The 23,871-nt window shown below is 65.1% G+C and carries 22 protein-coding genes; 9 read left to right on the top strand and 13 right to left on the bottom strand.

The genetic code is table 11. The features are described from left to right. The first annotated feature begins 71 nt into the window (after window positions 1-71). Both lpdA and ACVISU_RS20035 read left to right on the top strand, forming a co-directional pair. On the top strand, window positions 72-1,472 hold the full coding sequence (gene lpdA / locus ACVISU_RS20040) for a dihydrolipoyl dehydrogenase (protein ID WP_456708065.1): 1,401 nt from the start codon (window positions 72-74) through the stop codon (window positions 1,470-1,472). Window positions 1,473-1,510: 38 nt separating this feature from the next. Beyond that, on the top strand, window positions 1,511-2,050 hold the full coding sequence (locus ACVISU_RS20035; protein ID WP_456708064.1) for a hypothetical protein: 540 nt from the start codon (window positions 1,511-1,513) through the stop codon (window positions 2,048-2,050). Between the two features lie 285 nt (window positions 2,051-2,335). On the opposite strand, the gene ACVISU_RS20030 is transcribed toward ACVISU_RS20035, so the two are convergent. Then, window positions 2,336-2,926, bottom strand: coding sequence for a DUF4337 domain-containing protein (locus ACVISU_RS20030; RefSeq protein WP_050400875.1), 591 nt, complete (start codon window positions 2,924-2,926; stop codon window positions 2,336-2,338). Window positions 2,927-3,083: 157 nt separating this feature from the next. Then, window positions 3,084-4,055: a tyrosine recombinase XerC gene (locus ACVISU_RS20025; protein ID WP_456708063.1), complete on the bottom strand. Its 972-nt coding sequence runs from the start codon at window positions 4,053-4,055 to the stop codon at window positions 3,084-3,086. Between the two features lie 115 nt (window positions 4,056-4,170). Here ACVISU_RS20025 and ACVISU_RS20020 point away from each other — a divergent pair, with 115 nt between their 5' ends. Beyond that, window positions 4,171-6,381, top strand: a complete 2,211-nt coding sequence (locus tag ACVISU_RS20020) for a primosomal protein N' (RefSeq protein WP_456708062.1) — start codon at window positions 4,171-4,173, stop codon at window positions 6,379-6,381. Window positions 6,382-6,482: 101 nt separating this feature from the next. Here the strand turns inward: ACVISU_RS20020 and ACVISU_RS20015 are convergent, their stop codons facing one another. Beyond that, window positions 6,483-6,971: a septal ring lytic transglycosylase RlpA family protein gene (locus ACVISU_RS20015; RefSeq protein WP_456708061.1), complete on the bottom strand. Its 489-nt coding sequence runs from the start codon at window positions 6,969-6,971 to the stop codon at window positions 6,483-6,485. A 630-nt stretch (window positions 6,972-7,601) separates the two neighbouring features. Here ACVISU_RS20015 and ACVISU_RS20010 point away from each other — a divergent pair. The 6 genes from ACVISU_RS20010 (at window position 7,602) to ACVISU_RS19985 (ending at window position 14,140) form a co-directional block, all read left to right on the top strand. After that, window positions 7,602-8,162 carry a F0F1 ATP synthase subunit delta gene (locus ACVISU_RS20010; protein WP_050400899.1) on the top strand — a complete coding sequence of 187 codons (561 nt, stop codon included), beginning with the start codon at window positions 7,602-7,604 and terminating at the stop codon, window positions 8,160-8,162. Further along, a complete protein-coding gene (gene atpA, locus ACVISU_RS20005) occupies window positions 8,162-9,691 on the top strand; it encodes a F0F1 ATP synthase subunit alpha (RefSeq protein WP_050400871.1) in 1,530 nt (509 codons plus the stop codon). The genes ACVISU_RS20010 and atpA overlap by 1 nt, the downstream gene beginning before the upstream one ends. Before the next feature lie 91 nt (window positions 9,692-9,782). Continuing rightward, window positions 9,783-10,661 (top strand): F0F1 ATP synthase subunit gamma, encoded by an 879-nt coding sequence (locus ACVISU_RS20000; RefSeq protein ID WP_456708060.1) that lies wholly within the window; start codon window positions 9,783-9,785, stop codon window positions 10,659-10,661. A gap of 26 nt (window positions 10,662-10,687) precedes the next feature. Then, on the top strand, window positions 10,688-12,130 hold the full coding sequence (atpD, locus tag ACVISU_RS19995; RefSeq protein WP_050400869.1) for a F0F1 ATP synthase subunit beta: 1,443 nt from the start codon (window positions 10,688-10,690) through the stop codon (window positions 12,128-12,130). Window positions 12,131-12,246: 116 nt separating this feature from the next. Further along, the gene (locus tag ACVISU_RS19990; RefSeq protein WP_050400898.1) at window positions 12,247-12,654 is read left to right on the top strand and encodes a F0F1 ATP synthase subunit epsilon; all 408 of its coding nucleotides are present in this window, start codon (window positions 12,247-12,249) and stop codon (window positions 12,652-12,654) included. A gap of 454 nt (window positions 12,655-13,108) precedes the next feature. Next, entirely contained in the window at window positions 13,109-14,140 is a 1,032-nt protein-coding gene (locus tag ACVISU_RS19985; protein WP_456708059.1) for a helix-turn-helix domain-containing protein, read from the top strand. Between the two features lie 15 nt (window positions 14,141-14,155). On the opposite strand, the gene ACVISU_RS19980 is transcribed toward ACVISU_RS19985, so the two are convergent. From ACVISU_RS19980 to proB, 10 genes are all read right to left on the bottom strand, one after another. Beyond that, the gene (locus ACVISU_RS19980; protein WP_456708058.1) at window positions 14,156-14,662 is read right to left on the bottom strand and encodes an RNA pyrophosphohydrolase; all 507 of its coding nucleotides are present in this window, start codon (window positions 14,660-14,662) and stop codon (window positions 14,156-14,158) included. A 45-nt stretch (window positions 14,663-14,707) separates the two neighbouring features. Beyond that, window positions 14,708-15,211 carry an RNA pyrophosphohydrolase gene (locus tag ACVISU_RS19975; RefSeq protein WP_050400866.1) on the bottom strand — a complete coding sequence of 168 codons (504 nt, stop codon included), beginning with the start codon at window positions 15,209-15,211 and terminating at the stop codon, window positions 14,708-14,710. Window positions 15,212-15,292: 81 nt separating this feature from the next. Then, on the bottom strand, window positions 15,293-16,507 hold the full coding sequence (locus tag ACVISU_RS19970; protein WP_456708057.1) for a divergent polysaccharide deacetylase family protein: 1,215 nt from the start codon (window positions 16,505-16,507) through the stop codon (window positions 15,293-15,295). A 150-nt stretch (window positions 16,508-16,657) separates the two neighbouring features. Continuing rightward, a complete protein-coding gene (locus ACVISU_RS19965; RefSeq protein ID WP_050400864.1) occupies window positions 16,658-18,040 on the bottom strand; it encodes a S41 family peptidase in 1,383 nt (460 codons plus the stop codon). Further along, window positions 18,037-19,431 (bottom strand): murein hydrolase activator EnvC family protein, encoded by a 1,395-nt coding sequence (locus tag ACVISU_RS19960; RefSeq protein WP_456708056.1) that lies wholly within the window; start codon window positions 19,429-19,431, stop codon window positions 18,037-18,039. The genes ACVISU_RS19965 and ACVISU_RS19960 overlap by 4 nt, the downstream gene beginning before the upstream one ends. Before the next feature lie 40 nt (window positions 19,432-19,471). Continuing rightward, entirely contained in the window at window positions 19,472-19,954 is a 483-nt protein-coding gene (gene rlmH / locus ACVISU_RS19955) for a 23S rRNA (pseudouridine(1915)-N(3))-methyltransferase RlmH (protein ID WP_456708055.1), read from the bottom strand. 50 nt (window positions 19,955-20,004) lie between these two features. Beyond that, window positions 20,005-20,373 carry a ribosome silencing factor gene (gene rsfS, locus ACVISU_RS19950; protein WP_050400862.1) on the bottom strand — a complete coding sequence of 123 codons (369 nt, stop codon included), beginning with the start codon at window positions 20,371-20,373 and terminating at the stop codon, window positions 20,005-20,007. 201 nt (window positions 20,374-20,574) lie between these two features. Next, window positions 20,575-21,198 carry a nicotinate-nucleotide adenylyltransferase gene (locus ACVISU_RS19945; RefSeq protein WP_456708054.1) on the bottom strand — a complete coding sequence of 208 codons (624 nt, stop codon included), beginning with the start codon at window positions 21,196-21,198 and terminating at the stop codon, window positions 20,575-20,577. A gap of 45 nt (window positions 21,199-21,243) precedes the next feature. Next, on the bottom strand, window positions 21,244-22,536 hold the full coding sequence (locus ACVISU_RS19940; RefSeq protein WP_456708053.1) for a glutamate-5-semialdehyde dehydrogenase: 1,293 nt from the start codon (window positions 22,534-22,536) through the stop codon (window positions 21,244-21,246). Window positions 22,537-22,658: 122 nt separating this feature from the next. Beyond that, a complete protein-coding gene (gene proB / locus ACVISU_RS19935) occupies window positions 22,659-23,801 on the bottom strand; it encodes a glutamate 5-kinase (protein WP_456708052.1) in 1,143 nt (380 codons plus the stop codon). Window positions 23,802-23,871 lie beyond the last annotated feature (70 nt).

Below are 23,871 nucleotides of genomic sequence, written 5' to 3'. Positions count from 1 at the left end.
CGGGAAGCGGTCTTCCGACTAGATCGCGCGCCCGCCCAACTGTCACCGAGTTTAGCTACAGGATCTCAATCATGGCTTCTTACGATCTCGTCGTCATCGGCACCGGCCCCGGCGGTTACGTCTGCGCGATCCGCGCGGCGCAGCTCGGCATGAAGGTTGCCGTCGTCGAGAAGAACGCGACGCTGGGCGGCACCTGCCTCAATGTCGGCTGCATGCCGTCAAAGGCGCTGCTGCACGCCTCCGAGATGTTCGAGGAAGCCGGACACTCCTTCGCCAAGATGGGTGTCAGCGTCCCGGCGCCGAAGCTCGACCTGCCGGCGATGATGAACTTCAAGCAGCAGGGCATCGACGGCAACGTCAAGGGCGTCGAGTTCCTGATGAAGAAGAACAAGATCGACGTCCTCAAGGGCACCGGCAAGATCCTCGGTGCGGGCAAGGTCGAGGTCTCCGGCGACGGCAAGTCCGAGACCGTCGAGACCAAGAACATCGTCATCGCCACCGGCTCCGACATCGCGCGGCTGAGGGGCATCGACATCGACGAGAAGCGCATCGTGTCGTCGACCGGCGCGCTGTCGCTGGAGAAGGTGCCCTCAAACCTTCTGATCGTCGGCGCCGGCGTGATCGGGCTCGAGCTCGGTTCGGTCTGGCATCGTCTCGGCGCCAAGGTCACCGTGGTGGAATTCCTCGACCGCATCCTGCCCGGCATGGACGGCGAGGTGGCGAAGCAATTCCAGCGCATCCTGGAAAAGCAGGGCTTTACCTTCAAGCTCGGCGCCAAGGTCACGTCAGTCGACACCTCGGGCAAGACGCTTCAGGCCAAGGTCGAGCCGGCCGCGGGGGGCGCTGCCGAAACCATCGAAGCCGACGTCGTGCTGGTGTGCATCGGCCGCGTGCCCTACACCGAAGGCCTCGGGCTGAAGGAAGCCGGCGTTGCGCTCGACAATCGCGGCCGCGTCGAGATCGACGCGCACTTCTCGACCAATGTGAAAGGCATCTACGCGATCGGCGACGTCGTGGCCGGGCCGATGCTGGCGCACAAGGCGGAAGACGAGGGCGTTGCCTGCGCGGAGATCATCGCGGGCCAGGCCGGCCATGTGAACTACGACGTCATCCCAGGCGTTGTGTATACCACGCCGGAAGTGTCGTCGGTCGGCAAGACCGAGGAAGATCTCAAGCAGGCCGGCGTCGCTTATACCGTCGGCAAATTTCCGTTCACCGCGAACGGCCGCTCCAAGGTCAATCAGACCACCGACGGCTTCGTGAAGGTTCTCGCAGATGCGAAGACGGATCGGGTGCTCGGCGTGCACATCATCGGCATTGAGGCCGGCGAAATGATCCACGAAGCCTGCGTCCTGATGGAATTCGGCGGTTCGGCGGAGGATCTGGCGCGCACCTGCCACGCCCATCCGACCCGCTCCGAAGCCATCAAGGAAGCCGCGCTTGCGGTGGGCAAGCGCGCCATCCATATGTGATCGAACATCCCGGTGCGAGCCGGGTCGAGATCACAGTGATGTTGCGCCGTCTGCTTCAGCCGTTCTGGGTCCTGCTTGCGATCATCTTCCTGATCGAGGCCTGGCTATGGGATCACGTCGAGCCGATCGTGGCCCGGGTGGTGGCGTGGATCCCGCTGCGCGCGCTCAAGCAATGGCTTGCCGAACGGGTCGATGCGCTGTCGCCGGCAATGACGCTGATCGTTTTCGTGGTGCCGCTGATCCCGCTGTTTCCGCTCAAGCTGGTCGGCCTCTGGCTGCTCGCGAATCAATACTGGTTCAGCGCGTTCTCGCTGATCCTGTTCGCCAAGATCGTCGGCGTCGGCGTTACCGCATTCCTGTTCGACGTGACGCGCTCGAAACTGCTGGAGATGCCTTGGTTCGAGGCGCTCTATAACTTCGTGATGGCGCTGCGCGCCAAGGCCACCGCGCTGGTCGAGCCGGTCAAGCGGCGCATCCTCGAGATGATCAGGGGCGATGGTGACGGCTGGACCGCACGCACGCTGCGCCTGATCGCGCGCTTCCGCAAAAGCGTCCACCAGACCAGCAAGATCCTCTGAGCAACGACCTCGTCTCGTCATCCTGAGAGTCTGACTCTGAGGAGCGCGTAGCGCGTCTCGAAGGATGAACAGCCCGGCTGGTGGCCGTCGATCCTTCGAGGCTCGCTTCGCTCGCACCTCAGGATGACGGGCGCATAGTTCTATCCTCGTCATTGCGAGCGAAGCGAAGCAATCCATAGCTCGGCAGAACGGACGGATGGATTGCTTCGTCGCTATCGCTCCTCGCAATGACGGAAATGCAAGGACTCACATCCTCTCAGGATGACGGCGCCGGAGCTGTGGGCCTCAATGCAGATGCAGCAGATGCGGCTGGAACAGGCCGAGCAAGGTCATCGCGACGCCGGCGAGCGTCACCAGGCCGGACACCCAGGCCAGCGCGGCGATGCCGGTGATGATGGTCGCGGAAGCCAGCACGATGGCGATCTGGAAAGCGGCGGAGGCAAGCTCGAAATGATGATATTTCGCGGTGGCCTCGTCGCGCTCGTGCTCGGCGTGCTTGGCGCGTTCGGAGAGCTGCTCTGAACCCTCGCCGGTCTCCGGCTCCGAGCGGTAGCGCGCCGCGGTCTTCTGCCAGTCGTCGATCTGCTTCTGCAGCGCGGCCTTGGCCGCCTCGTCGGTGGTGGTCGCAAGGTTCAGCTTGCCCTGCTCGGCTGCGGTCTGCACCGCGGTGCGGCGGATGCTCTTGGCCTGGAAGAAGGCCCAGAGGTTGGAGGCTTCGACGTTCTTGCTGATCGATTCGGTCTGGGCGCCCTTGCCGAGCGTTTCCGACAGCGCCAGGCAGAGGGCGATCACGGCAATCAGGAGCGCGATCTTCTTGTTCTCGCCCGACGCATGCTCGGCATGCTCCGCGTGCTCCATACTTTCCTGTGCGCTCATGATTCCCCCTCCGGATGAGACCGCGCCACGATTGCCGAATGCGGCGCACAAGGCAAGTGCCGAGCGATTTGTGGCAGCCGTATGAATATGAACGACGCAAGATGAACGGCGCCTTGGTGCCAACCCCGCGCCGTATTTTGAACTAAGGTCCGGGCGTTCAGCCGCGCGGATGCGCGGAGCGATAAACTTCCAGGAGGCGCTCGCTGTCGATGCCGGTGTAGATCTGCGTGGTCGACAGCGATGCGTGGCCGAGCAATTCCTGGATCGCGCGCAAATCGCCGCCGCGGCTCAGCAGATGCGTGGCGAAGGAGTGCCGCAGCGCATGCGGCGTTGCGCTGTCGGGCAGGCCGAGCGCGCCGCGCAGCCGCTCCATGGTGAGCTGGATGATGCGCGGGCTCAAGGGTCCGCCGCGTGCGCCGACGAACATCGGCCCGGTCGGGCTGAGCTGATGCGGACAGATCGCCGCATAGTCCGCGATCAACTGCAGCACGTTCTGCAGCACCGGCACCATCCGGGTCTTGTTGCCCTTGCCGGTGACGACAAGCACGTCGCCTTCGCCCGGCTTCGGCACGTCGCGGCGCTTCAGGCCCAGCGCCTCGGAGATGCGCAGACCCGAGCCATAGAGCAGAGCCATCACGGCGGCGTCACGCACCAGGATCCAGGTCTCGCGGGTTTCGCCGGCGCGCTCGTCGGCGTCGGCAAAGCGTTTCGCGGCTTCCATGTGGATCGGCTTCGGCAGGCTCTTCGCCACCTTGGGGGCGCGGATAGCCGACAGCGCACCGACCTTGCCCTTGCCTTCGCGCTCCAGGAAACGTCCGAACGAGCGCAGGCCCGCCAGCGCCCGCATCAGCGATCGCCCACCGATCTCGTCGGCGCGGCGCATCGCCATGAAGGCGCGGACATCGCTGGCCTCGAGCGCGGAGAATGCCGCAAGCGTCACGCGCCCGCCCCAGTGCCCGGCCAGGAAGACCAGGCATTGCCGTACATCGCGGGCATAGGCCTCGAGCGTCTTCGGCGACAGCCGCCGCTCGGCGCGCAGATGCGCCAGCCAGCGCGTCATCTCCTGCGTGACCGTGACGTCGGCGCAGTCGAGCTCGAGCGGTGGGATGGGCTGATCGGTTCTGGCCATGTCTCGAGGGCTGTTGGCGCTGCTAATCTCCTGATTATATCGCACTGCCTTCGTTTACTGTTCGCTAAGACCGCGCAGCGGTGCTAGCCCGACCGGGTTCAAGGTTTCTGATTCAATGGACCACCCTACGAGCCCCAGCCCCGTCCCCGCATCGACGACACGCGTAGTCGACGTGCTGGTGCCTGTCGCGCTGAACCAGACCTATTCCTACCGCGTGCCGCGCGGCATGGAGCTTGCGCCCGGCGACGTGATCTGTGTTCCGCTCGGACCGCGCGAGGTCGTTGCTGTGGTGTGGGCCGAGAACGCCAGGCCGGATCCGCGGCTGCACAACCGGCTCAAGGACGTCAGCGAGAAGCTCGATGTTCCGCCGCTCCGCGCGGAGCTGCGCCAGCTCGTCGACTGGGTCTCCAATTACACGTTGTCGGCGCGCGGCATGGTGCTGCGGATGACGTTGCGGATGGGCGAGAACCTCGGGCCGGAGCGGATGCGGCTCGGGGTGCGCCTGGTCGGCGAGCCGCCGCAGCGCCTGACGCCGGCGCGCCGGCGGCTGATCGAGGTGCTGTCGGATGGCTTGCTGCACGGCAAGTCGGAGGCGGCGCGGGAGGCCGGCGTCAGCTCGGGCGTGGTCGATGGCCTGGTCGACGAGGGCACGCTGACGGTCGAGGCGATGCCGCCGCCCGCGCCGCCTCCGATTCCTGATCCTGCCTTTGCGCAGCCGGATTTCTCGCGCGAGCAGCGCAGCGCGGTCGATGTGATGCGGACGCTGGCGGCGAGCGGCAGCTTTCACGTCGCCCTGCTCGACGGCGTCACCGGTTCGGGCAAGACCGAAGTCTATTTCGAGGCGATCGCGGAGAATATCCGCCGCGGCAAGCAGACCTTGATCCTGATGCCGGAGATCGCGCTGACCGGCCAGTTCCTCGACCGTTTCGCGCAGCGCTTCGGCGTGCGGCCGCTGGAGTGGCATTCGGAGCTCACGCCGCGCACGCGGGCGCGGAACTGGGCGGCGATCTCCGAGGGCAAGGCGCCGGTCGTGGTCGGCGCCCGTTCTGCGCTGTTCCTGCCCTATGCCGATCTCGGCCTCATCATTGTCGATGAGGAGCATGACCAGGCCTACAAGCAGGACGACGGCGCGCATTATCACGCGCGCGACATGGCGGTGGTCCGCGCGCATATCGCAAAGATCCCGATCGTGCTGGCGTCGGCGACGCCCTCGGTCGAGAGCGAGGTCAATGCGCGCAAGGGGCGCTACCAGCGCGTCGCGCTGCCGTCACGGTTCGGCGGCCAGCACATGCCGCATATCGAGGCGATCGACATGCGCCGCGCGCCGCCGCCGCGCGGGCGCTTCATTTCGCCAATTCTGGCCGAGCAGATTCGTCATGCGATCGAGCGCCGCGAGCAGGCGCTGCTGTTCCTCAATCGCCGCGGCTACGCGCCGTTGACGCTCTGCCGCGCCTGCGGCCACCGCTTCGCCTGCACGATCTGCGACGCCTGGCTGGTCGATCACAGATTCCGTCAGCGGCTGGTCTGTCATCACTGCGGCTTCTCGATGCCGCGGCCGAACATCTGCCCGCATTGCGCCGCCGAGGAATCGCTGGCTGCGGTCGGCCCCGGCGTCGAGCGCCTGCAGGAGGAGGCCGCGAGTATCTTTCCCGAGGCCCGCACGATGGTGCTGTCGAGCGACCTCATCACCTCGATCGAGACCATGCGCAGCGAGCTCAACGAGATCGCCGAGGGGCGCGTCGACATCATCATCGGCACCCAGCTGGTGGCCAAGGGGCACAACTTCCCGCGGCTCAACCTGGTCGGCGTCATCGATGCCGATCTCGGCCTCAGCAACGGCGATCCGCGCGCCGCCGAGCGGACGTTCCAGCTCTTGAACCAGGTGGTCGGCCGTGCCGGCCGTGAGCAGGGCCGCGGCGTCGGCTATCTGCAGACCCATCAGCCGGAGCATCCGGTCATCAAGGCCTTGATCGCCAACGACCGCGAGGCGTTCTACGCCAGCGAGATCGATATCCGCGAGCGCACCGGCTATCCGCCGTTCGGCCGGCTGGCGAGCCTGATCGTCTCCGCCGGCGATCGGCCGACGGCGGAGGGCTTCGCACGCAAGCTTGCGGCGGTGGCGCCGCTCGACGAGCGCATCCAGGTGCTCGGCCCCGCCGAGGCGCCGCTTGCCGTCATCAAGGGCCGCTACCGCTTCCGCCTGCTGGTGAAGTCGCTGCGCAATGTCGACCTGTCGCAATATCTGCGCGAATGGCTGGAGGCGGGTCCCAAGACCAAGGGCAATCTGAAGCTCGAGGTCGACGTCGATCCGCAGAGCTTCCTGTAGGCGAGCCACCAAAGAAAAAGCCTGCCGTCATTTGCGACGGCAGGCCTTTGGCGCGAGGCAGGCCTCGCGGCCGATACGCAACGCAACGCTTACTGAAGCGCTTACGAGACGACCTCGGCGGTGACGCGGCCGACGCCGCGGCCGGTCAGGCCGATGGCCCGGGCTGCGCCGGTCGAGAGGTCGAGCACGCGGCCGCGGACGAACGGGCCGCGATCGTTGATGGTGACGACGACGCTGCGGCCGCCATGGGTGACGCGGAGCCTGGTGCCGAACGGCAGCGAGCGGTGGGCGGCGGTCATGGCGTTCTGATTGAAGCGCTGGCCGGAAGCGGTGCGGCTGCCCGACTCATTGCCGTAGAACGAGGCCATCCCCGAGAATGAGTGGCCGCCGGACGGCTGGACCGATGCATTGGCGTCGCGCCAGGACGAACCTTCGGCGCGAGCCTGATGATGATGATGGCGATGATGGTGGTGCCTGGACTTCGCGGACGCCTCCGTCACGCTGCCCCCGACCAGAATAGTTGCGGCTACAAACGCAAGCGCCGTACGCGAGCGGGTCACATTGCCCGCCGCCTTCTTGATATTCAGCATTGATAAGACCCTCAGACAGTATTGCCACTAACGTGGCAAGTGGAACCCCCGTCCCTTCGTTGACCAAGGCCGTTTGGTTTCGCAATGAGGCACGAATTGGGCAGTAAATCCTGATTGTCTCCGGTTGAAATATCTTGTTACCGCCTTGGGGTATTCAATCGAGGTTCCGTAATCTTGTGCATTAACCAATTTTTAACGATCAGCATACTTACTTATACTGATTAAACGGCTGACGGTAAGTTTTCAGTAAGTAATAGCCAAATGAAACGGCGGCGCGCTTCGGGTTCCTTGCGCGCCCGGCCATAGGCCCATGCAAATTTCGATGGAACAAATCCGCGTCGGCGCGCATCGGAGCGGTTGCGCTGAATTTCCGCGCGTCGAATTTTTCTGATTCGACCGTCCGCTGCGGTCGCCAAAAACCGCGTGCGACAAGGCGGCTCTCACGATGCCGTCATGTTGCACCTGCGCGATTGCTATGTTAGCAAAGCCGCGATTTTAACGGTCCCGGCACGTCCTGTGTCGGTCGAAAATCGAAGTCCCGCTTGAATTCCAAGGGCTTGGATCGCTAGGCGCTGCTTTGGTGGCGACGGTTTTTCCCTTGCGAGTTTGACAGCAAAAAAGAGCGAGCTCGTGGCTGCTGAAGATCCGTCCGTTTCGGGAGTGTCCGGTCGTTACGCAACGGCCCTGTTCGAGTTGGCGCGCGACGAGCAATCCGTCGATCAAGTCCGGGCCGACCTCGACAAGTTCGAGGCCATGCTCAACGAGAGCGCCGATCTCAAGCGCCTCGTCCGCAGTCCGGTGTTTGCCGCGGACGCCCAGCTGAAGGCGCTGACCGCGGTGCTCGACAAGGCCGGCATTGCCGGCACGTCGGCAAAATTCCTCAAGGTGCTCACCGCCAATCGCCGGCTGTTCGCCGTGGCCGATGTGATCCGCGCCTATCGCGCGCTGGTGGCGAAGTTCAAGGGCGAGGCGACAGCGGAAGTCACCGTCGCCGAGCAGCTCAGTGACAAGAATCTCGACGGGCTGAAGGCCGCACTGAAGTCAGTGACGGGCAAAGACGTCGCGCTCAACGTGAAGGTCGATCCCTCCATTATTGGTGGCCTGGTGGTCAAGCTCGGCAGCCGCATGGTGGATAGTTCGCTTCGCACCAAACTCAATTCGATCAAGAACGCGATGAAAGAGGCAGGCTGATGGACATCCGCGCCGCAGAAATTTCTGCGATCCTCAAGGACCAGATCAAGAATTTCGGCCAGGAAGCCGAAGTCACCGAAGTTGGCCAGGTGCTGTCGGTCGGTGACGGTATTGCCCGCGTCTACGGTCTCGACAACGTTCAGGCCGGTGAAATGGTCGAGTTCGAGAACGGCACGCGCGGCATGGCGCTCAACCTCGAAACCGACAACGTCGGTATCGTGATTTTCGGCGCCGACCGCGAGATCAAGGAAGGCCAGACCGTCAAGCGCACCCGCGCGATCGTGGACGCGCCCGTCGGCAAGGGGCTGCTCGGCCGCGTCGTCGACGCGCTCGGCAACCCGATCGACGGCAAGGGCCCGATCCAGGCCACCGAACGCAAGCGCGTCGACGTCAAGGCGCCCGGCATCATTCCGCGCAAGTCGGTGAACGAGCCGATGGCGACCGGCCTGAAGGCGATCGATGCGCTGATCCCGATCGGCCGCGGCCAGCGCGAGCTGATCATCGGCGACCGTCAGACCGGCAAGACCGCGATCGCGCTCGACACTATCCTGAACCAGAAGCCGCTCAACGCCCAGCCGGACGAGAGTCAGAAGCTGTACTGCGTCTACGTCGCGGTCGGTCAGAAGCGCTCCACCGTTGCGCAGTTCGTCAAGGTGCTCGAAGAGCAGGGCGCGCTGGAATACTCGATCGTCGTTGCAGCGACCGCGTCCGACCCGGCGCCGATGCAATACATCGCGCCGTTCACCGGCTGCACCATGGGCGAATACTTCCGCGATAACGGCATGCACGCCGTGATCATTTATGACGATCTGTCCAAGCAGGCCGTCGCCTACCGCCAGATGTCGCTGCTGCTGCGTCGCCCGCCGGGCCGCGAAGCCTATCCGGGCGACGTGTTCTATCTGCACTCCCGTCTGCTCGAGCGCGCCGCCAAGCTCGGCAAGGATCATGGCTTGGGCTCGCTGACGGCGCTGCCGGTCATCGAAACCCAGGCCAATGACGTGTCGGCCTACATTCCGACCAACGTGATTTCGATCACCGACGGTCAGATCTTCCTGGAAACCGATCTGTTCTTCCAGGGCATCCGTCCCGCGGTGAACGTCGGTCTGTCGGTGTCGCGCGTCGGTTCGTCGGCGCAGACCAAGGCGACCAAGAAGGTCGCCGGCAAGATCAAGGGCGAGCTCGCGCAGTACCGCGAAATGGCGGCGTTCGCGCAGTTCGGCTCCGACCTCGACGCCTCGACGCAGCGTCTGCTCAACCGCGGCTCGCGTCTGACCGAGCTCCTGAAGCAGCCGCAGTTCTCGCCGCTGAAGATGGAAGAGCAGGTCTGCGTGATCTGGGCCGGCACCAACGGCTATCTCGATGCGCTTCCGCTCAACAAGGTGAAGGCGTTCGAGGATGGCCTGCTGTCGCTGCTGCGTGGCAAGCACGTCGAGATCCTCAACGCGATTCGCGACAGCCGCGATCTGTCCGACGACAGTGCTGCCAAGCTGAAGGCGGCGGTCGACGGCTTCGCCAAGACGTTTGCTTAACGAGTGGGGCGTCGCCCGGCTCGCCGCCGGGCGTGACGAACAGAGGCTTGCGATCTGACCATTGTGGTCGGATCGCCGGGGTGAACGAAGAATGGCGTCACTAAAAGACATGCGGGTCCGCATCGCCTCGACCAAGGCGACGCAGAAGATCACCAAGGCCATGCAGATGGTCGCGGCCTCGAAGCTGCGCCGCGCGCAGAACGCCGCCGAAGCGGCGCGGCCCTATGCCACCAAGATGGATGCGGTGATTTCCAACATCGCTGCCGCGGCCAACGGCTCGCCCGGCGCGCCGGCGCTGCTCGCAGGTACCGGCAACGACCAGGTGCACCTGCTTCTGGTCTGCACCGGCGAGCGCGGCCTGTCCGGCGCTTTCAATTCCGCCATCGTGCGTCTGGCGCGCGAGCGGGCGCAGTCGCTGCTCGCGCAGGGCAAGGAAGTCAAATTCTTCTGCGTCGGCCGCAAAGGCTACGAGCAGCTGCGTCGGACCTATGAGAAGCGGATCGTCGAGCATCTCGACCTGCGTTCGGTACGGCAGATCGGCTTCGTCAACGCCGAGGACATCGCGAGCAAGGTGCTGGCGCGGTTCGAGGCCGGCGAGTTCGACGTCTGCACGCTGTTCTATTCGCGCTTCCAGTCGGTGATCGCGCAGATCCCGACCGCGCAGCAGATCATTCCGCTCGAAGTGGCGGCGCCCGCGGCCGGCGTGGCTCCGACGACCTCGTACGAATACGAGCCGGAAGAGGATCAGATTCTCGGCAGCCTGCTGCCGCGCAACCTCGCGGTGCAGGTCTTCCGCGCGCTGCTGGAGAACAACGCCTCGTTCTACGGCGCGCAGATGAGCGCGATGGACAGCGCGACGCGCAACGCCGGCGAGATGATCCGCAAGCAAACCCTGATTTACAACCGAACCCGTCAGGCCCAGATCACGAAGGAGCTGATCGAGATCATCTCCGGCGCTGAGGCGGTCTAAGGCAGATTTTCGAAGGAGAACAGTTCATGGCTACAGCAGCCAACCAGATCGGTCGCGTTACCCAGGTCACGGGCGCCGTGGTCGACGTGCAGTTCGAAGGCCACCTTCCGGCGATTTTGAATGCGCTCGAGACCAAGAACGGCGGCAACCGCCTGGTGCTCGAAGTCGCGCAGCATCTCGGTGAATCGACCGTCCGCACCATCGCGATGGACATCACCGAAGGTCTGGTCCGCGGCCAGGAAGTCATCGACACCGGTGAGCCGATCCGGGTGCCGGTCGGCGAAGGCACGCTCGGCCGCATCATCAACGTCATCGGCGAGCCGATCGACGAAGCCGGTCCGATCAAGTCCGACGGCCTGCGCGCCATCCACCAGGAAGCGCCGACCTACACCGACCAGTCGACCGAAGCGGAAATTCTCGTCACCGGCATCAAGGTCGTCGACCTTCTTGCTCCGTACGCGAAGGGCGGCAAGATCGGCCTGTTCGGCGGCGCCGGCGTCGGCAAGACCGTGCTGATTCAGGAACTGATCAACAACGTCGCGAAGGCGCACGGCGGTTACTCCGTGTTCGCCGGCGTCGGCGAGCGGACCCGCGAAGGCAACGACCTCTATCACGAGTTCATCGAATCGAAGGTCAATGCGGATCCGCACAATCCGGATCCGAGCGTGAAGTCGAAGTGCGCGCTGGTGTTCGGTCAGATGAACGAACCGCCGGGCGCCCGCGCCCGCGTCGGTCTGACCGGCCTGACGGTCGCCGAGCACTTCCGCGACCAGGGCCAGGACGTGCTGTTCTTCGTCGACAACATCTTCCGTTTCACCCAGGCGGGTTCGGAAGTGTCGGCGCTGCTCGGACGTATTCCGAGCGCCGTGGGCTATCAGCCGACGCTCGCCACCGACATGGGCGCGCTGCAGGAGCGCATCACCACCACCCAGAAGGGTTCGATCACCTCGGTGCAGGCGATCTACGTGCCGGCCGACGACTTGACCGACCCGGCGCCCGCCACTTCGTTCGCGCACTTGGACGCCACCACGGTGCTGTCGCGCGCGATCTCGGAAAAGGGCATCTACCCGGCGGTGGACCCGCTCGACTCGACCTCGCGCATGCTGTCGGCGCTGGTCGTCGGTGAAGAGCACTACAACACCGCGCGCCTCGTCCAGCAGATCCTCCAGCGCTACAAGTCGCTGCAGGACATCATCGCCATCCTCGGCATGGACGAACTGTCGGAAGAGGACAAGCTGACGGTGGCTCGCGCCCGCAAGGTCGAGCGCTTCCTGTCGCAGCCGTTCCACGTCGCCGAAATCTTCACCGGTTCGCCGGGCAAGTTCGTCGACCTCGCCGACACCATCAAGGGCTTCCGCGATCTCTGCCAGGGCAAGTACGACCATCTGCCGGAAGCGGCGTTCTACATGGTCGGTACCATCGAAGAAGCCGTCGAGAAGGGCAAGAAGCTCGCCGCGGAAGCGGCCTGAGCTTCAGGATGTCGTCATCGCCGGACTTGATCCGGCGATCCATCGAACCAAAACTTTTTTGACTGATGGACCCGCGGGTCAAGCCCGCGGGTGACAGCGCAAAGAACGGAAAGACCATGGCCACCTTCCACTTCGATCTCGTCTCTCCCGAAAAGCTCGCCTTCTCCGGTGAGGTCGATCAGGTCGACGTTCCCGGTGTGGAGGGTGATTTCGGTGTGCTCGCCGGCCACGCTCCGGTCGTCGCCACGATTCGTCCGGGTATCCTGACCATCACGACCGCCGGCAAGCGCGAGAAGGTGATCGTGCTCGGTGGTCTCGCCGAGGTGTCGGATAAGGGCCTCACCGTGCTCGCCGACGTCGCGACCACGATTGCCGAACTCGATCGTGCGAAGTTCGCGGAGACCATCAAGGAGATGGAAGAGAAGCTCGCCGAGAAGGAAGGCTCTGAGCTCGATCACGCGATCGAGCGGCTCGACCACTTCAAGAGCATCCAGCACGAGCTCAACACCACGGCTATGCACTAAGGCGCGATTGCCGGCTGCGATCGCGCCATAGCGTCGAGTGAGCCGGCCCCTTCTGAAATCGCTCACACTTTTCCAGCTATCGTCTGCCAAGATTTGATGCATTCAACGCTCGCCAAACCCCGGCGTGCGTTGAGTGCCTGTTGCGCCCTGAGCCGTCTGACGGCATCGTGCCGGCATATTTTCTGGGTTCCGCGGCTGGCACTCATGAAACGTAAGATCGCAGCGACCATTGCGGCGGATATTACGGTCTGGTCCGCTCCACGCGATGTCTGCGCCAGGCGCGACAGCCATTGCCAATGCGAACGGCTCCGCGGTCGGTCGGAACCAGGCGGCAACCCGGAACATGTGAAGCAGCTTACAGCGAGGATCGGGCACACATGCCAAGCTGCGCCGCGATGACGAACTGGCCCGACCGCATCGCGATTTCATCCCCCGACGTCACGGACAAGAAGCTGTGCTGACTTTCTCGACCGACGCTCTCCGCCCGCAGGACCGCTTCGAGCACTGGTGCGACGTGCGCGGCAAAAACCTGTTCGGCGTTACCATCGAGCTCGAGCGCGACAGGCGATCCGATTTCCACGGACGCTTTTCCGCGACGCCGGTCGGCGATGCCGTGCTGGCGGAAATGTCGGCTTCGTCCTACCGCGTCAGCCGGACGTCATCCGACATCGGGCGTGTTCCGAGCAACAGCCTGCATCTCGGCTGGCAGGTGCGCGGCCCCGGCCACATGAATATCGGCCGCGACCGCGTCCAGTGGGTCGGCAACGGAGATATGGTGTTCGGCCATTCCAATCTTCCGTTTGCCTCGACGCCCGATCGGACCGACGGCTTTCGTTTCTTCAGCCTCAAGATTCCCGTCACCGACGAACTCGTGCTCGGTGCCCGGATCGAGGACGTGCCGCTGGTCGCGCTGGCGCGCGATGCGAGCCTGACCCGGCTGGTCGGAGCCATGCTCCGCTCCATGACGCGTGATCCGGCGCAAGCCGGGCAGTTCGCCGACGAGGCCACGCATATGGTGCGCCTGGCGCTGCTTGCGCGCGGACGGGTGCGGCCGCGCCAGGATGAGATCCGCGCCGCGCTGCATGCGGGCTACCTCCATGCTGCGCGCGAAATCCTGCTGCGCGATCTGCATCGTGCCGCGCTCACGCCGGCTGCGGTCGCCGCCGAGCTCGGCATTTCACTGCGGCAGTTGCATGCCCTGTTCGAGCCGACCGGACTGTCGTTCGCGCGAACGCTGACGGCGGCCAGGCTGAAGGAGGCGAAGCGGCTGCTCTCGTCGATGCAGGAGCCCGGCATCGACGAGATCGCGTTCGCGTGCGGCTTCGACAGCATCGCGACCTTCTACCGCGTCTTCCGCGCGACCTATGGCATGACGCCGGGCGACGCGCGGCGCCTTCCGTCGCAGGATCAGCACGCGCATGATCCGGAGAGTGCGAAGCGGCTTTCCGAAAAGATCGTGCTCGCACAAGCGTATAAAGCACGATGACGGTTCAACCTGATCTCATCGCGCTTTAGCGAATTCCGCGAACCGGATCGCGACTGTGCGATAGACCTCGCGGCGGAACGGCACCACGAGGTCGGCGACGCGATCGAGACGCTCCCAGCGCCATTGATCGAATTCCGCGGGCTGGCCGTTGCGCGGCGTCAATGGATCGATCTCGTCGTCGCATCCGGTGAAGCGCAGCGCGAACCATTTCTGCCGCTGGCCGCGGAATTTGGCGAGCCGATGCGATGCCGGCCCGTCATAGGCCGGGAATTCGTAGCTCAGCCAGTCGGTCTCGCCGAGATAGTCGGCATTGACCGCGCCGGTTTCTTCCCACAATTCGCGCATCACGGCCTGGCGCGGATCCTCGCCGTCGTCGATGCCGCCCTGCGGCATCTGCCATTCGAGGCCGGGCAGCACGATCTCCGGACCGTCGTCCTTGATCCGGTGGCCGATCAAAACGCGTCCGTCGCCGCTGAACAGCGCGATGCCCACATTGGGGCGATAGGGTTTATCTGATGACATTTCGACCGGTGCGCCGCGCGTTGATCTGGCCGATTGCCCGGCCAATTACTTGGCCGCCAGACCGGCGAATTCCTTCACGACGCGCTCATAGACCGGACGCTTGAACGGCACAATCAGCTCCGGCAGATTCTTCATCGGCTCCCAGCGCCAGGTGACGAACTCGGCCTTGTGGCCGCCGCCGGGGTGGGCGACGTTGATCTCGTTCTCGTCGCCGGTGAAGCGCAGCGCGAACCACTTCTGGCGCTGGCCACGGTAGCGGCCCTTCCAGGCGCGGCCCGCGACGGTGCGCGGGATATCATAGATCAACCAGTCGGAGACCTCACCGAGCTTCTCCACGGATTTGATGCTGGTCTCTTCATAGAGCTCGCGCCGGGCGGCCTGAAACGTATCCTCGCCGGGATCGACGCCGCCTTGCGGCATCTGCCAGACATGCGCGTCGTCGACATGCTCAATGCCGCCGGCACGGCGTCCGATGAAGACCAGTCCGGCCGTATTCAGCAGCATGATGCCGACGCAGGTTCGATAGGGCAGGTCTTCATAACGTGCCATGCCGCCGCTACCTCGCAGTTCCCGGCGCCACTCCGACCCGGCCCCCCGGCAAGGTCTTGAGTTGCACCAACAGATTGATCTCTAGCCCGATTTTGATTTCAGCATCGCGGTTGTCAATGGCACGAGCATGATGCCTTTGGAGTCCAATGTCTTGAGCCAGGCGCCGAGCCGCTCGATCGAGACCGGCAGCGCCGAGGCGACGCCCACGGCCGTGCCGCGTTCCTTGGCGATCGTTTCCAGTTTGACCAGCGCGCGGTCGATTTCCGCCGATGTCGGCACCACGTCGATAGCGAAATCGGCCTTGGCGAACGGCAACGACTGGCCGGCCGAGAGGCTCTGCGCGACGCTGCGCGGGGTGGAACCGTCGTCGAAAAAGCTCAGGCCGCGCTTGGCCGCTTCGCGCACGATGGGCTGCATCACGGGATCGGTCGCGACGAACCGGGCTCCCATGAAATTGGCGATCCCGGCATAGCCCTGCAGGCGGCTGAGGTGCCAATAGAGACGATCAAGGTTCTGCTCGGCACTCAATGTGGTCAGCAGGGTCTGCGGGCCCGGATCGTTGTCGGGATAGTCGAACGGCTCCATCGGGATCTGCAGCAGGATCTCATGGCGCTGGCCCCTCGCGCGTTCCGCGAGTTTGCCGGGATCGGCGCCGTATGGCGTGAAGGCCAGCGTCACCGCCGGCGGCAGCTTCATGATGGCGTCAGTGGTCTTGGCGGCGCCGACGCCGAGGCCCGCGACCACGATGGCGACCACCGGCATCCGGGCCGCCTTGGCGCGGTCGGCCTCGCCCGCATAGACCGTGAACGGCTTCAGGCCGTCAGCGACCACCGGGATCATGCCGTAGCGCGACTTTTCCAGCAGGCGGGGGTCGATCCCGGTCATCGCCAGTGGCGGCGCGTCGCCATCCATCGCCTTTTCGGCTGGATCGCCGGCGCCGATCACCACGTCCTGGCGCTTGCCGCTGGAGCCGTCGATGATGGTGACAGTCCTGGCATCGTTCTTGGCGTCGCCGGCTGCGGCCGGACCCTTGGCAGCGGATTTGACCGCCGGCTCCGCCGGGGCCTGCTTGTCGTCGGAGGCCGGGGGCGGGGGATTGCGCAGCGTGATGCGGGCCATCGGCTCGCCGCCGAGCGGATTGTCGTTGAACAAAGCGACACCGGCGAAACTGACCAGCACGAGGCCGAGCAGGACGGCGAGCGCCTGCATCGCCGTGAACGGCAGACGGAAACGGCGCGTCCTGCCCACGGTGTTCTGCCCAAGCGGCGTACTCAGTTCGTCGGCCGCTTCTGCCATGACCCTCCCCGAATCAACAGCGCGAACGATAGCACGATGCGGTGCATTCCCGCGCGCCGGCCGCCCCGTCAAAGCACCGGCGGCGGTGGACGGCGAAAACAGAAAGGGCGGCCCGAGGGCCGCCCTGTTCGTCGAATCAATTGGATGGGATCAGTTCGCGGACTTGTTGGCCGGCTTGTCGGCGGCGGCCTTGTCGCCGGGCGCCTTGTCGGACGGGGCGGCTGGTGCCGGTGTTGCGTTCGAGGTCGACTTGATGCCGTGCAAGAGGTCGTCGGCCATCTTCAGCGCCTTGTCGTCCTTGGCGTCCGGCGGGACGTAGGACTGCGAGCCGGTCTTCTCGTCGCCATCGTTCTTCAGATGGCCGCGCAGCGAGGCCTCGCCCTTGGTGTCGGTGCGCGCCTTCAGCTCTTCCGGCACGTCCTGCAGCACCTCGATGTCGGGCACGATGCCCTTGGCCTGGATCGACTTGCCCGACGGCGTGTAGTAGCGCGCGGTGGTCAGGCGCAGCGCGCCGTTGCCCGAACCGAGCGGAATGATGGTCTGCACCGAGCCCTTGCCGAACGAGCGGGTGCCGACCAGGGTCGCACGCTTGTGGTCCTGCAGCGCGCCGGCGACGATTTCGGAGGCCGATGCCGAGCCGCCGTTGATCAGCACGATGACCGGCTTGCCCTTGGTCAGGTCGCCGGGATGAGCGGCGCGACGCTGGGTTTCCTCGGCATTGCGTCCGCGGGTCGAGACGATCTCGCCACGCTCCAGGAAGGCGTCGGACACGGTGACGGCTTCTTCGAGAAGGCCGCCGGGGTTGTTGCGGAGGTCGATGATGTAGCCCTTCAGCTTGTCGCCGATCTGGCCCTGAAGGTTGGCAACCTCCTTCTTCAGGCCTTCGGTGGTCTGCTCGTTGAAGGTGGTGATGCGGATATAGGCGATGTCGTCGGCCTCGACGCGCGCACGCACCGAGCGGACGCGGATGTTGTCGCGCACCAGCGTGACGTCGATCGGATTGTCCTGGCCCTTGCGGATGATCTTGAGCTTGATCTTGGTGTTGACCGGGCCGCGCATCTTCTCGACCGCCTGGTTCAACGTCAGGCCCTGCACGGCCTCGTCGTCGAGTGTGGTGATGATGTCGTTGGCCATGATGCCGGCCTTCGAGGCCGGGGTGTCGTCGATCGGCGAGACGACCTTGATCAGACCGTCTTCCATCGTGACCTCGATGCCGAGGCCGCCGAACTCGCCGCGGGTCTGCACCTGCATGTCGCGGAAGCTCTTGGCATCCATGTAGCTCGAGTGCGGGTCGAGGCCGGACAGCATGCCCGAGATCGCGGACTCGACGAGCTTGCTGTCATCCGGCTTCTCGACATAGTCGCTGCGCACCCGCTCGAACACGTCGCCGAACAAATTGAGCTGGCGATAGGTGTCCGACGTCGCGGCGCGCGCGCTCGATCCCATCAGCACAGCGCGGGGCTGCGTGACGAAAAGCGTCAGGGCCGCGCCGGTGGCGGCGCTAAGGAGAATTACCGAAGTCTTGCGCATCATCCGCGAACCTTTTCGCCTTCATTTGCGGTCCACCATGGACCTGGATCGATTGGAGTGCCGTCTTTCCGGAACTCGACATAGAGCACTGGCTGGCTCGCATTGGTCGCGAGAATCGATGCAACCTGGGATGTCGACCCCATGGTCGCAACCGGCTCCCCCGTTAGCACAAACTGGCCGATGTTTACCGAAATACGCTCCATCCCGGCGATCAGGACATGATACCCGCCCCCGGCATTGAGGATCAAGAGTTGTCCATAGCTGCGGAAAGGACCAGCGTAAACAACCCATCCGTCACACGGGGTTGTGACCTGCGCGCCCGGTTTGGCGGCCAAAGAAATGCCTTTTTGTACGCCGCCCGCACCGTCGGAACCGCCAAATTCGCGAATCTTGGTGCCGTTCACCGGATAGGAAAACAGGCCTTTGGCCGAGGCGAAGGCGACCGCCGGGCTCATGCGGGCCGGATCCTTGAGAGCACCCAGATTCGGCTTGCCGTTAACGGTTGCCGGGGCCCCCTGGAGGCTGGCCGTGACGGCGGCCTTCGCCGCGCTCTTGAGGTCCTGCTCCATCTTGGCGATCAGGCTCTGCAGATCGGCGGCCTGCTTCGACAGCGCGATGGCGCGGGCGCCTTCGGCTTCCATGTCCTTTTCGGCCGCGCTCTGCTGCCGCTGCCGTTCGTCGACCAGTGCGGCCAGGCGGGTCTGGTCTTCCTTCAGCTTGTCGCGGTCGGCCGCCAGCGCATCGCGCTCGGTCGAGATGGTCTTGCGCAGCGCCACCAGTTCGCCGAGATCGGCCGCCAGCTTCTCGGCGCGGACGCGCAATTCCGGCACCACCGCGCCGAGCAGCATCGCGGTACGCAGCGATTGCAGCGCGTCCTCGGGCCGCACCAGCAGCGCCGGCGGCGTGCGCCGCCCGGCGCGCTGCAAAGCGGCCAGCACCTCGATCACTTCGGAGCGGCGTGAATCGAGCGAGCCGCGAATGTCGCGCTCGCGGCCGTCGAGCGGCTGCAGACGCGCTTCGGCATCGGCGATCCGCGTCTCGACGCCGCGCACCTGGCCGGCAATGTCGATCAGCTGCTGGTTGAGCTTGCTGCGGTCCTGGCCCATCGCGGCGATGTCGGCCTTCAGCTTCTCCTGCAGCTCGGTGGCCTTGCGCTGTTGTTCGCGCGCGGCCTCGAGCTCCTGCTCGCGCTGCTTGATGGCGTCCGGCGATGTCTCCGTTGCGGCCTGCTGTGCCGCCGGGGCGGGTTGTGCGGGTGGTGCCGCTTGCGCATACGCTGCTGCCAGCGGAGCGGCGGCGAGCATGATGATCGACACGGGCAGGGATGCCGGCAGCCAGCGCCGGCACGCGGTGCCGAGATGCGAATCCGAAGCTGTGTCCCGCTTGTGCTGCATTCGCGTGGGTTCAGCGCTTTCGACTGTCCGTCACCGCGGCTCAGGCGCGATGATAGGGATGGCCGGCCAAAATGGTCGCGGCTCGATAAATCTGTTCCAGAAGCATGACGCGGACCATTTGATGCGGCCAGGTCGCGGAGCCGAATGCAATACGCAACGAAGCCTTGCGCTGCAATTCTGGCGAAAGTCCGTCGGCGCCGCCGATCACGAAGACAGTATGCGCTGCTCCCTCGTCGCGCCAGCGGCCGAGCTGCTGCGCAAAGCTTGCGCTGTCGACGCTCTTGCCGCGTTCGTCGAGCGCGACCAGCATGTGCTTCTCAGGCAGCAAGGCCGCGATCGCCGCGGCCTCCTCGGCGATGCGCGCGCCCGTGTCGCGCGCGCGGCTCTCCGCAATCTCGTGGACGTCGAGGCCGCGAAACCCGAGCTTGCGGCCGATATCCTCGAAGCGCTCGCGGTAACGCTCGGCGAGCTCCCGTTCAGGGCCCTGTTTCAGGCGGCCGATGCAGATGACGACGAGGCGCATCAGCGCAAGCTATATGCGCTGCAGCCGATTCGCATCGGCTTCGATACGCCTTAGACCGCCGCGACCGCCGGGTTCTGAGTCCACAACCGCTCGAGGTTGTAGAACTCGCGCACCTCAGGCCTGAACACGTGCACGATCACGTCGCCGGAATCGATCAGCACCCAGTCGCAATTGGGCAAGCCCTCGACGTGGATGTTCTTGACCCCGTTTTCCTTGAGGCTCTTCGTCACATTTTCCGCGATCGCGCCAACGTGCCGGTTAACCCGGCCGGTGGTGACGATCATGTAGTCGGAATATGCGGATTTGCCGCGAAGGTCGATGGTGACCGTTTCTTCCGCCTTCATATCCTCGAGGCGGGAGAGGATCAGGCTCAGCGTCTTGTCGGCATCCGGTTTGTCGGCATCCGGTTGCGCCTGCAAGGCCGCGGTTTTCGTCGATGTTTTACGCGCAGTCTTTGGACCTGAAGTCTTTGGAACCTTGGGTAAAACAGACTTGGACAATACAGATGTGGCCAGGGACCATTCCTTTCACTGTATCGCGGGCGCCGAATCCTCGGCCCCACGCGCCATACTACGCATGTGGGGTTAATGGTTTCAATATTCCAGTAACCCTTTTGCGCTTCATGCCGTTCTCCAGCTCCCATCCGGGTTCCGCAGTCCGGTCGAAGACAGATTGGATTTCATTCCTGTCAGGAAGACCCAGGCCGGCGCCCGTTGGTCGGCCAGCCGTGTCGCCTGATTTTCGGGCATGCGATAGCGCGAAAGCGCCTGCGCCGCTGGTGCGGCAAGGGCGCGGAAACTCTGGGGCGGACGGTCGATCACGGCAATCGGCACATCGGACGCGATGCGCCGCCAATCTTTCCAGCGATGAAATTGCGCGAGATTGTCAGCGCCCATGATCCAGACGAAGTGCACGCCGGAGACGCGGCGGCGCAAGTGGATGATCGTGTCCACAGTGTAGCGGACACCGATGACAGCTTCGAGACAGGAGATGTCGATGCGCGGATCGTCGGCAACGCGGCGCGCAGCCGCGGCGCGCTCGTTGAGCGCATGCAGGCCGTCGTGGTTCTTCAGCGGATTGCCCGGCGTCAGCAGCCACCACACGCGGTCGAGCTGCAGCCGCTTGAGCGCGAACAGGCTGATGGCGCGATGCGCGGCGTGCGGCGGATTGAAGGAGCCGCCGAGCAGCCCGATGCGCATGCCGTTGGTGTAGAACGGAAGCGCCTGCGCTGCGGATAACGGCACGGTGGAAGCTTGCTGCAAGGGGCTACCGTGCGCGTGCGACAATGATCACGGCCGTGTCTGCCCGGTGCCGTGGACGCGGTACTTGAAGCTCGTCAGTTGCTCGGCGCCGACCGGGCCGCGGGCGTGGAATTTGCCGGTGGCAATTCCGATCTCCGCGCCGAAGCCGAATTCGCCGCCGTCGGCGAACTGGGTCGACGCGTTGTGTAGCACGATCGCCGAATCGACTTCGTTGAGGAATCTCTGCGCTGCAGCGGAATCCTCCGTCACGATCGCATCGGTGTGATGCGAGCCGTGATTTTGAATATGCGCGATTGCATCATCGAGACTGTCGACGATCTTCGCCGAGATGATCGCGTCCTCATATTCGGTGTTCCAATCCTCGTCGGACGCAGGTTTCACCCTGCTATCGGCGCCTTGCACGGTGTCGTCGCCGCGCACCTCGCAACCGGCCTCGATCAACATCTCGACCAGCGGCTTCAGCTTGGTCGCGGCAGCGTTGCGATCGATCAGCAGGGTTTCGACGGCGCCGCAGACGCCGGGACGGCGCATCTTGGCGTTCAGCACCACCGACTTGGCCATATCGAGTCTGGCGCTGGCATCGACGTAAATGTGGTTGACGCCCTCGAGATGCGCGAACACCGGAACGCGCGCTTCCGCCTCGACGCGTGCGACCAGGCTCTTGCCGCCGCGCGGCACGATCACGTCGATGCCGCCGTTCAGTCCCGTCAGCATCAGGCCGACGGCGGCGCGGTCGCGGGTCGGCACCAGGGTGATCGCAGCCTCAGGAAGGCCGGCTTCACGCAGGCCCTGCACCAGGCAGTCATGGATCGCGCGGCAGGAGCGGAAGCTGTCGGAGCCGCCGCGCAGGATCACGGCGTTGCCGGACTTCAGGCACAGCACGCCGGCGTCGGCAGCGACGTTGGGGCGGCTTTCGAAGATCACGCCGATCACGCCGAGCGGCACGCGGACGCGCTCAATGGTCATTCCGTTCGGACGCTGCCAGCTTTCGGTGACGGCGCCGACCGGATCGATGATCTCGCGCACGGTGGCAACGCCATCGGCCATGCCGTCGACGCGCGCCGGCGTCAGTGTCAGCCGGTCGACGAAAGCGGAGCTCATGCCGCCGGCCCGCGCCTCGGCGACATCCTCGGCATTGGCGGCGAGAATGGCCGCAGCGTTGGCGCGGATCGCGGCTTCGATCGCGGAGAGCGCTCGGTTCTTCTGCTCCGGCGGCGCCAGCGCCAGCACGCGCGCAGCGGCGCGGGCCTTGGCGGCGAGGTCGGTCATCAGGGCGGCGAGATCGGCGTTGCCGTCGATTGCCTTCAGGGGGGCGCTCATGAAACTACCAGCTTTGGACTAAGGCCATGTTCTAGCATGGCAATTGAGGGGTGGCGAGGCGCGGAACCGGCATGGCAGGTGGGCGGCAGGCCGCCCGCTCGGCCAATGGCCGACCCGACCGCCTATTTCGGCGGGATCGTGCCTGCCGGGCCGATCACGAGGTCGTCGCGGTGGATCATTTCCGACCGGCCGCTGATGCCCAGAATGGCCATCACGTCCGGCGAGGAGCGGCCCTTGATCTTCTCGGCGTTCTCGGCGTCGTAGGCGACGAGGCCGCGGCCGATCTCATGGGTGTCGGGGCCGCGCACCACCACGGCATCGCCACGGGCGAACTGGCCGTCGACCCGGATCACGCCGGCCGGCAGCAGGCTCTTGCCGGCACGCAGCGCCGCCACCGCGCCGGCATCGATGGTCAGCGTGCCCTTCGGCTCGAGCGAGCCCGCGATCCAGCGCTTGCGTGCGGTGACGGGATTGGCCGGAGTCAGGAACCAGGTGCAGCGGCCGCCGTCGGCGATCGCCTGCAAGGGATGCTCGATCTTGCCGGAGGCGATCAGCATGTGGGTGCCGGCGGTGGTCGCGATCTTCGCGGCCTCGATCTTGGTGGTCATGCCGCCGCGCGACAGCTCGGAACCGGCCGAGCCGGCCATGCCCTCGATCTCCGAGGTGATGCTTTCGACCACAGGAATCAGCTTCGCATCGGGATCGAGCGCGGGCGGCGCGGTGTAGAGGCCGTCGATATCGGACAGCAGGATCAACAGGTCCGCGCTTGCCATGGTGGCGACGCGGGCGGCGAGGCGATCATTGTCGCCGTAGCGGATCTCTGTCGTGGCGACCGTGTCGTTCTCGTTGATGACGGGCACCGCGCCCCATTCCAGCAGCTTGGCGATGGTCGAGCGCGCGTTGAGATAGCGGCGGCGCTCCTCGGTATCCTGCAGCGTCACCAGGATCTGCCCGGCGCCAATGCCGTGATGGCCGAGCACCTCCGACCAGATCCGCGCCAGCGCGATCTGGCCGACTGCCGCGGCAGCCTGGCTCTCTTCGAGCTTCAGCGGCCCGCGCGGCAGCTTCAGGCGGCTGCGGCCGAGCGCGATCGAGCCCGACGACACCACCATGACCTCGCAGCCCCGCTTGTGGAGTTTTGCGATGTCGTCGACGAGCGCCGCGAGCCAGGATGCACGGACCTCGCCGGCCTGCGAGTCGACCAACAGCGACGAGCCGACCTTGACGACGATGCGGCGAAAGTTCTTGAGCGCGGGGCGTTTCATGGGTTCGGTCTGGCAGGAAGGTAGAAGCAAAGAGGCGCCACGATGTGGCTTTAAGAGATCGATGTGCCGC

The sequence above is a fragment of the Bradyrhizobium sp. USDA 4452 genome (assembly GCF_054063575.1).
Note: the sequence above shows the minus strand (reverse complement) of the source record. Positions and strands in the feature narration are given on the sequence as shown.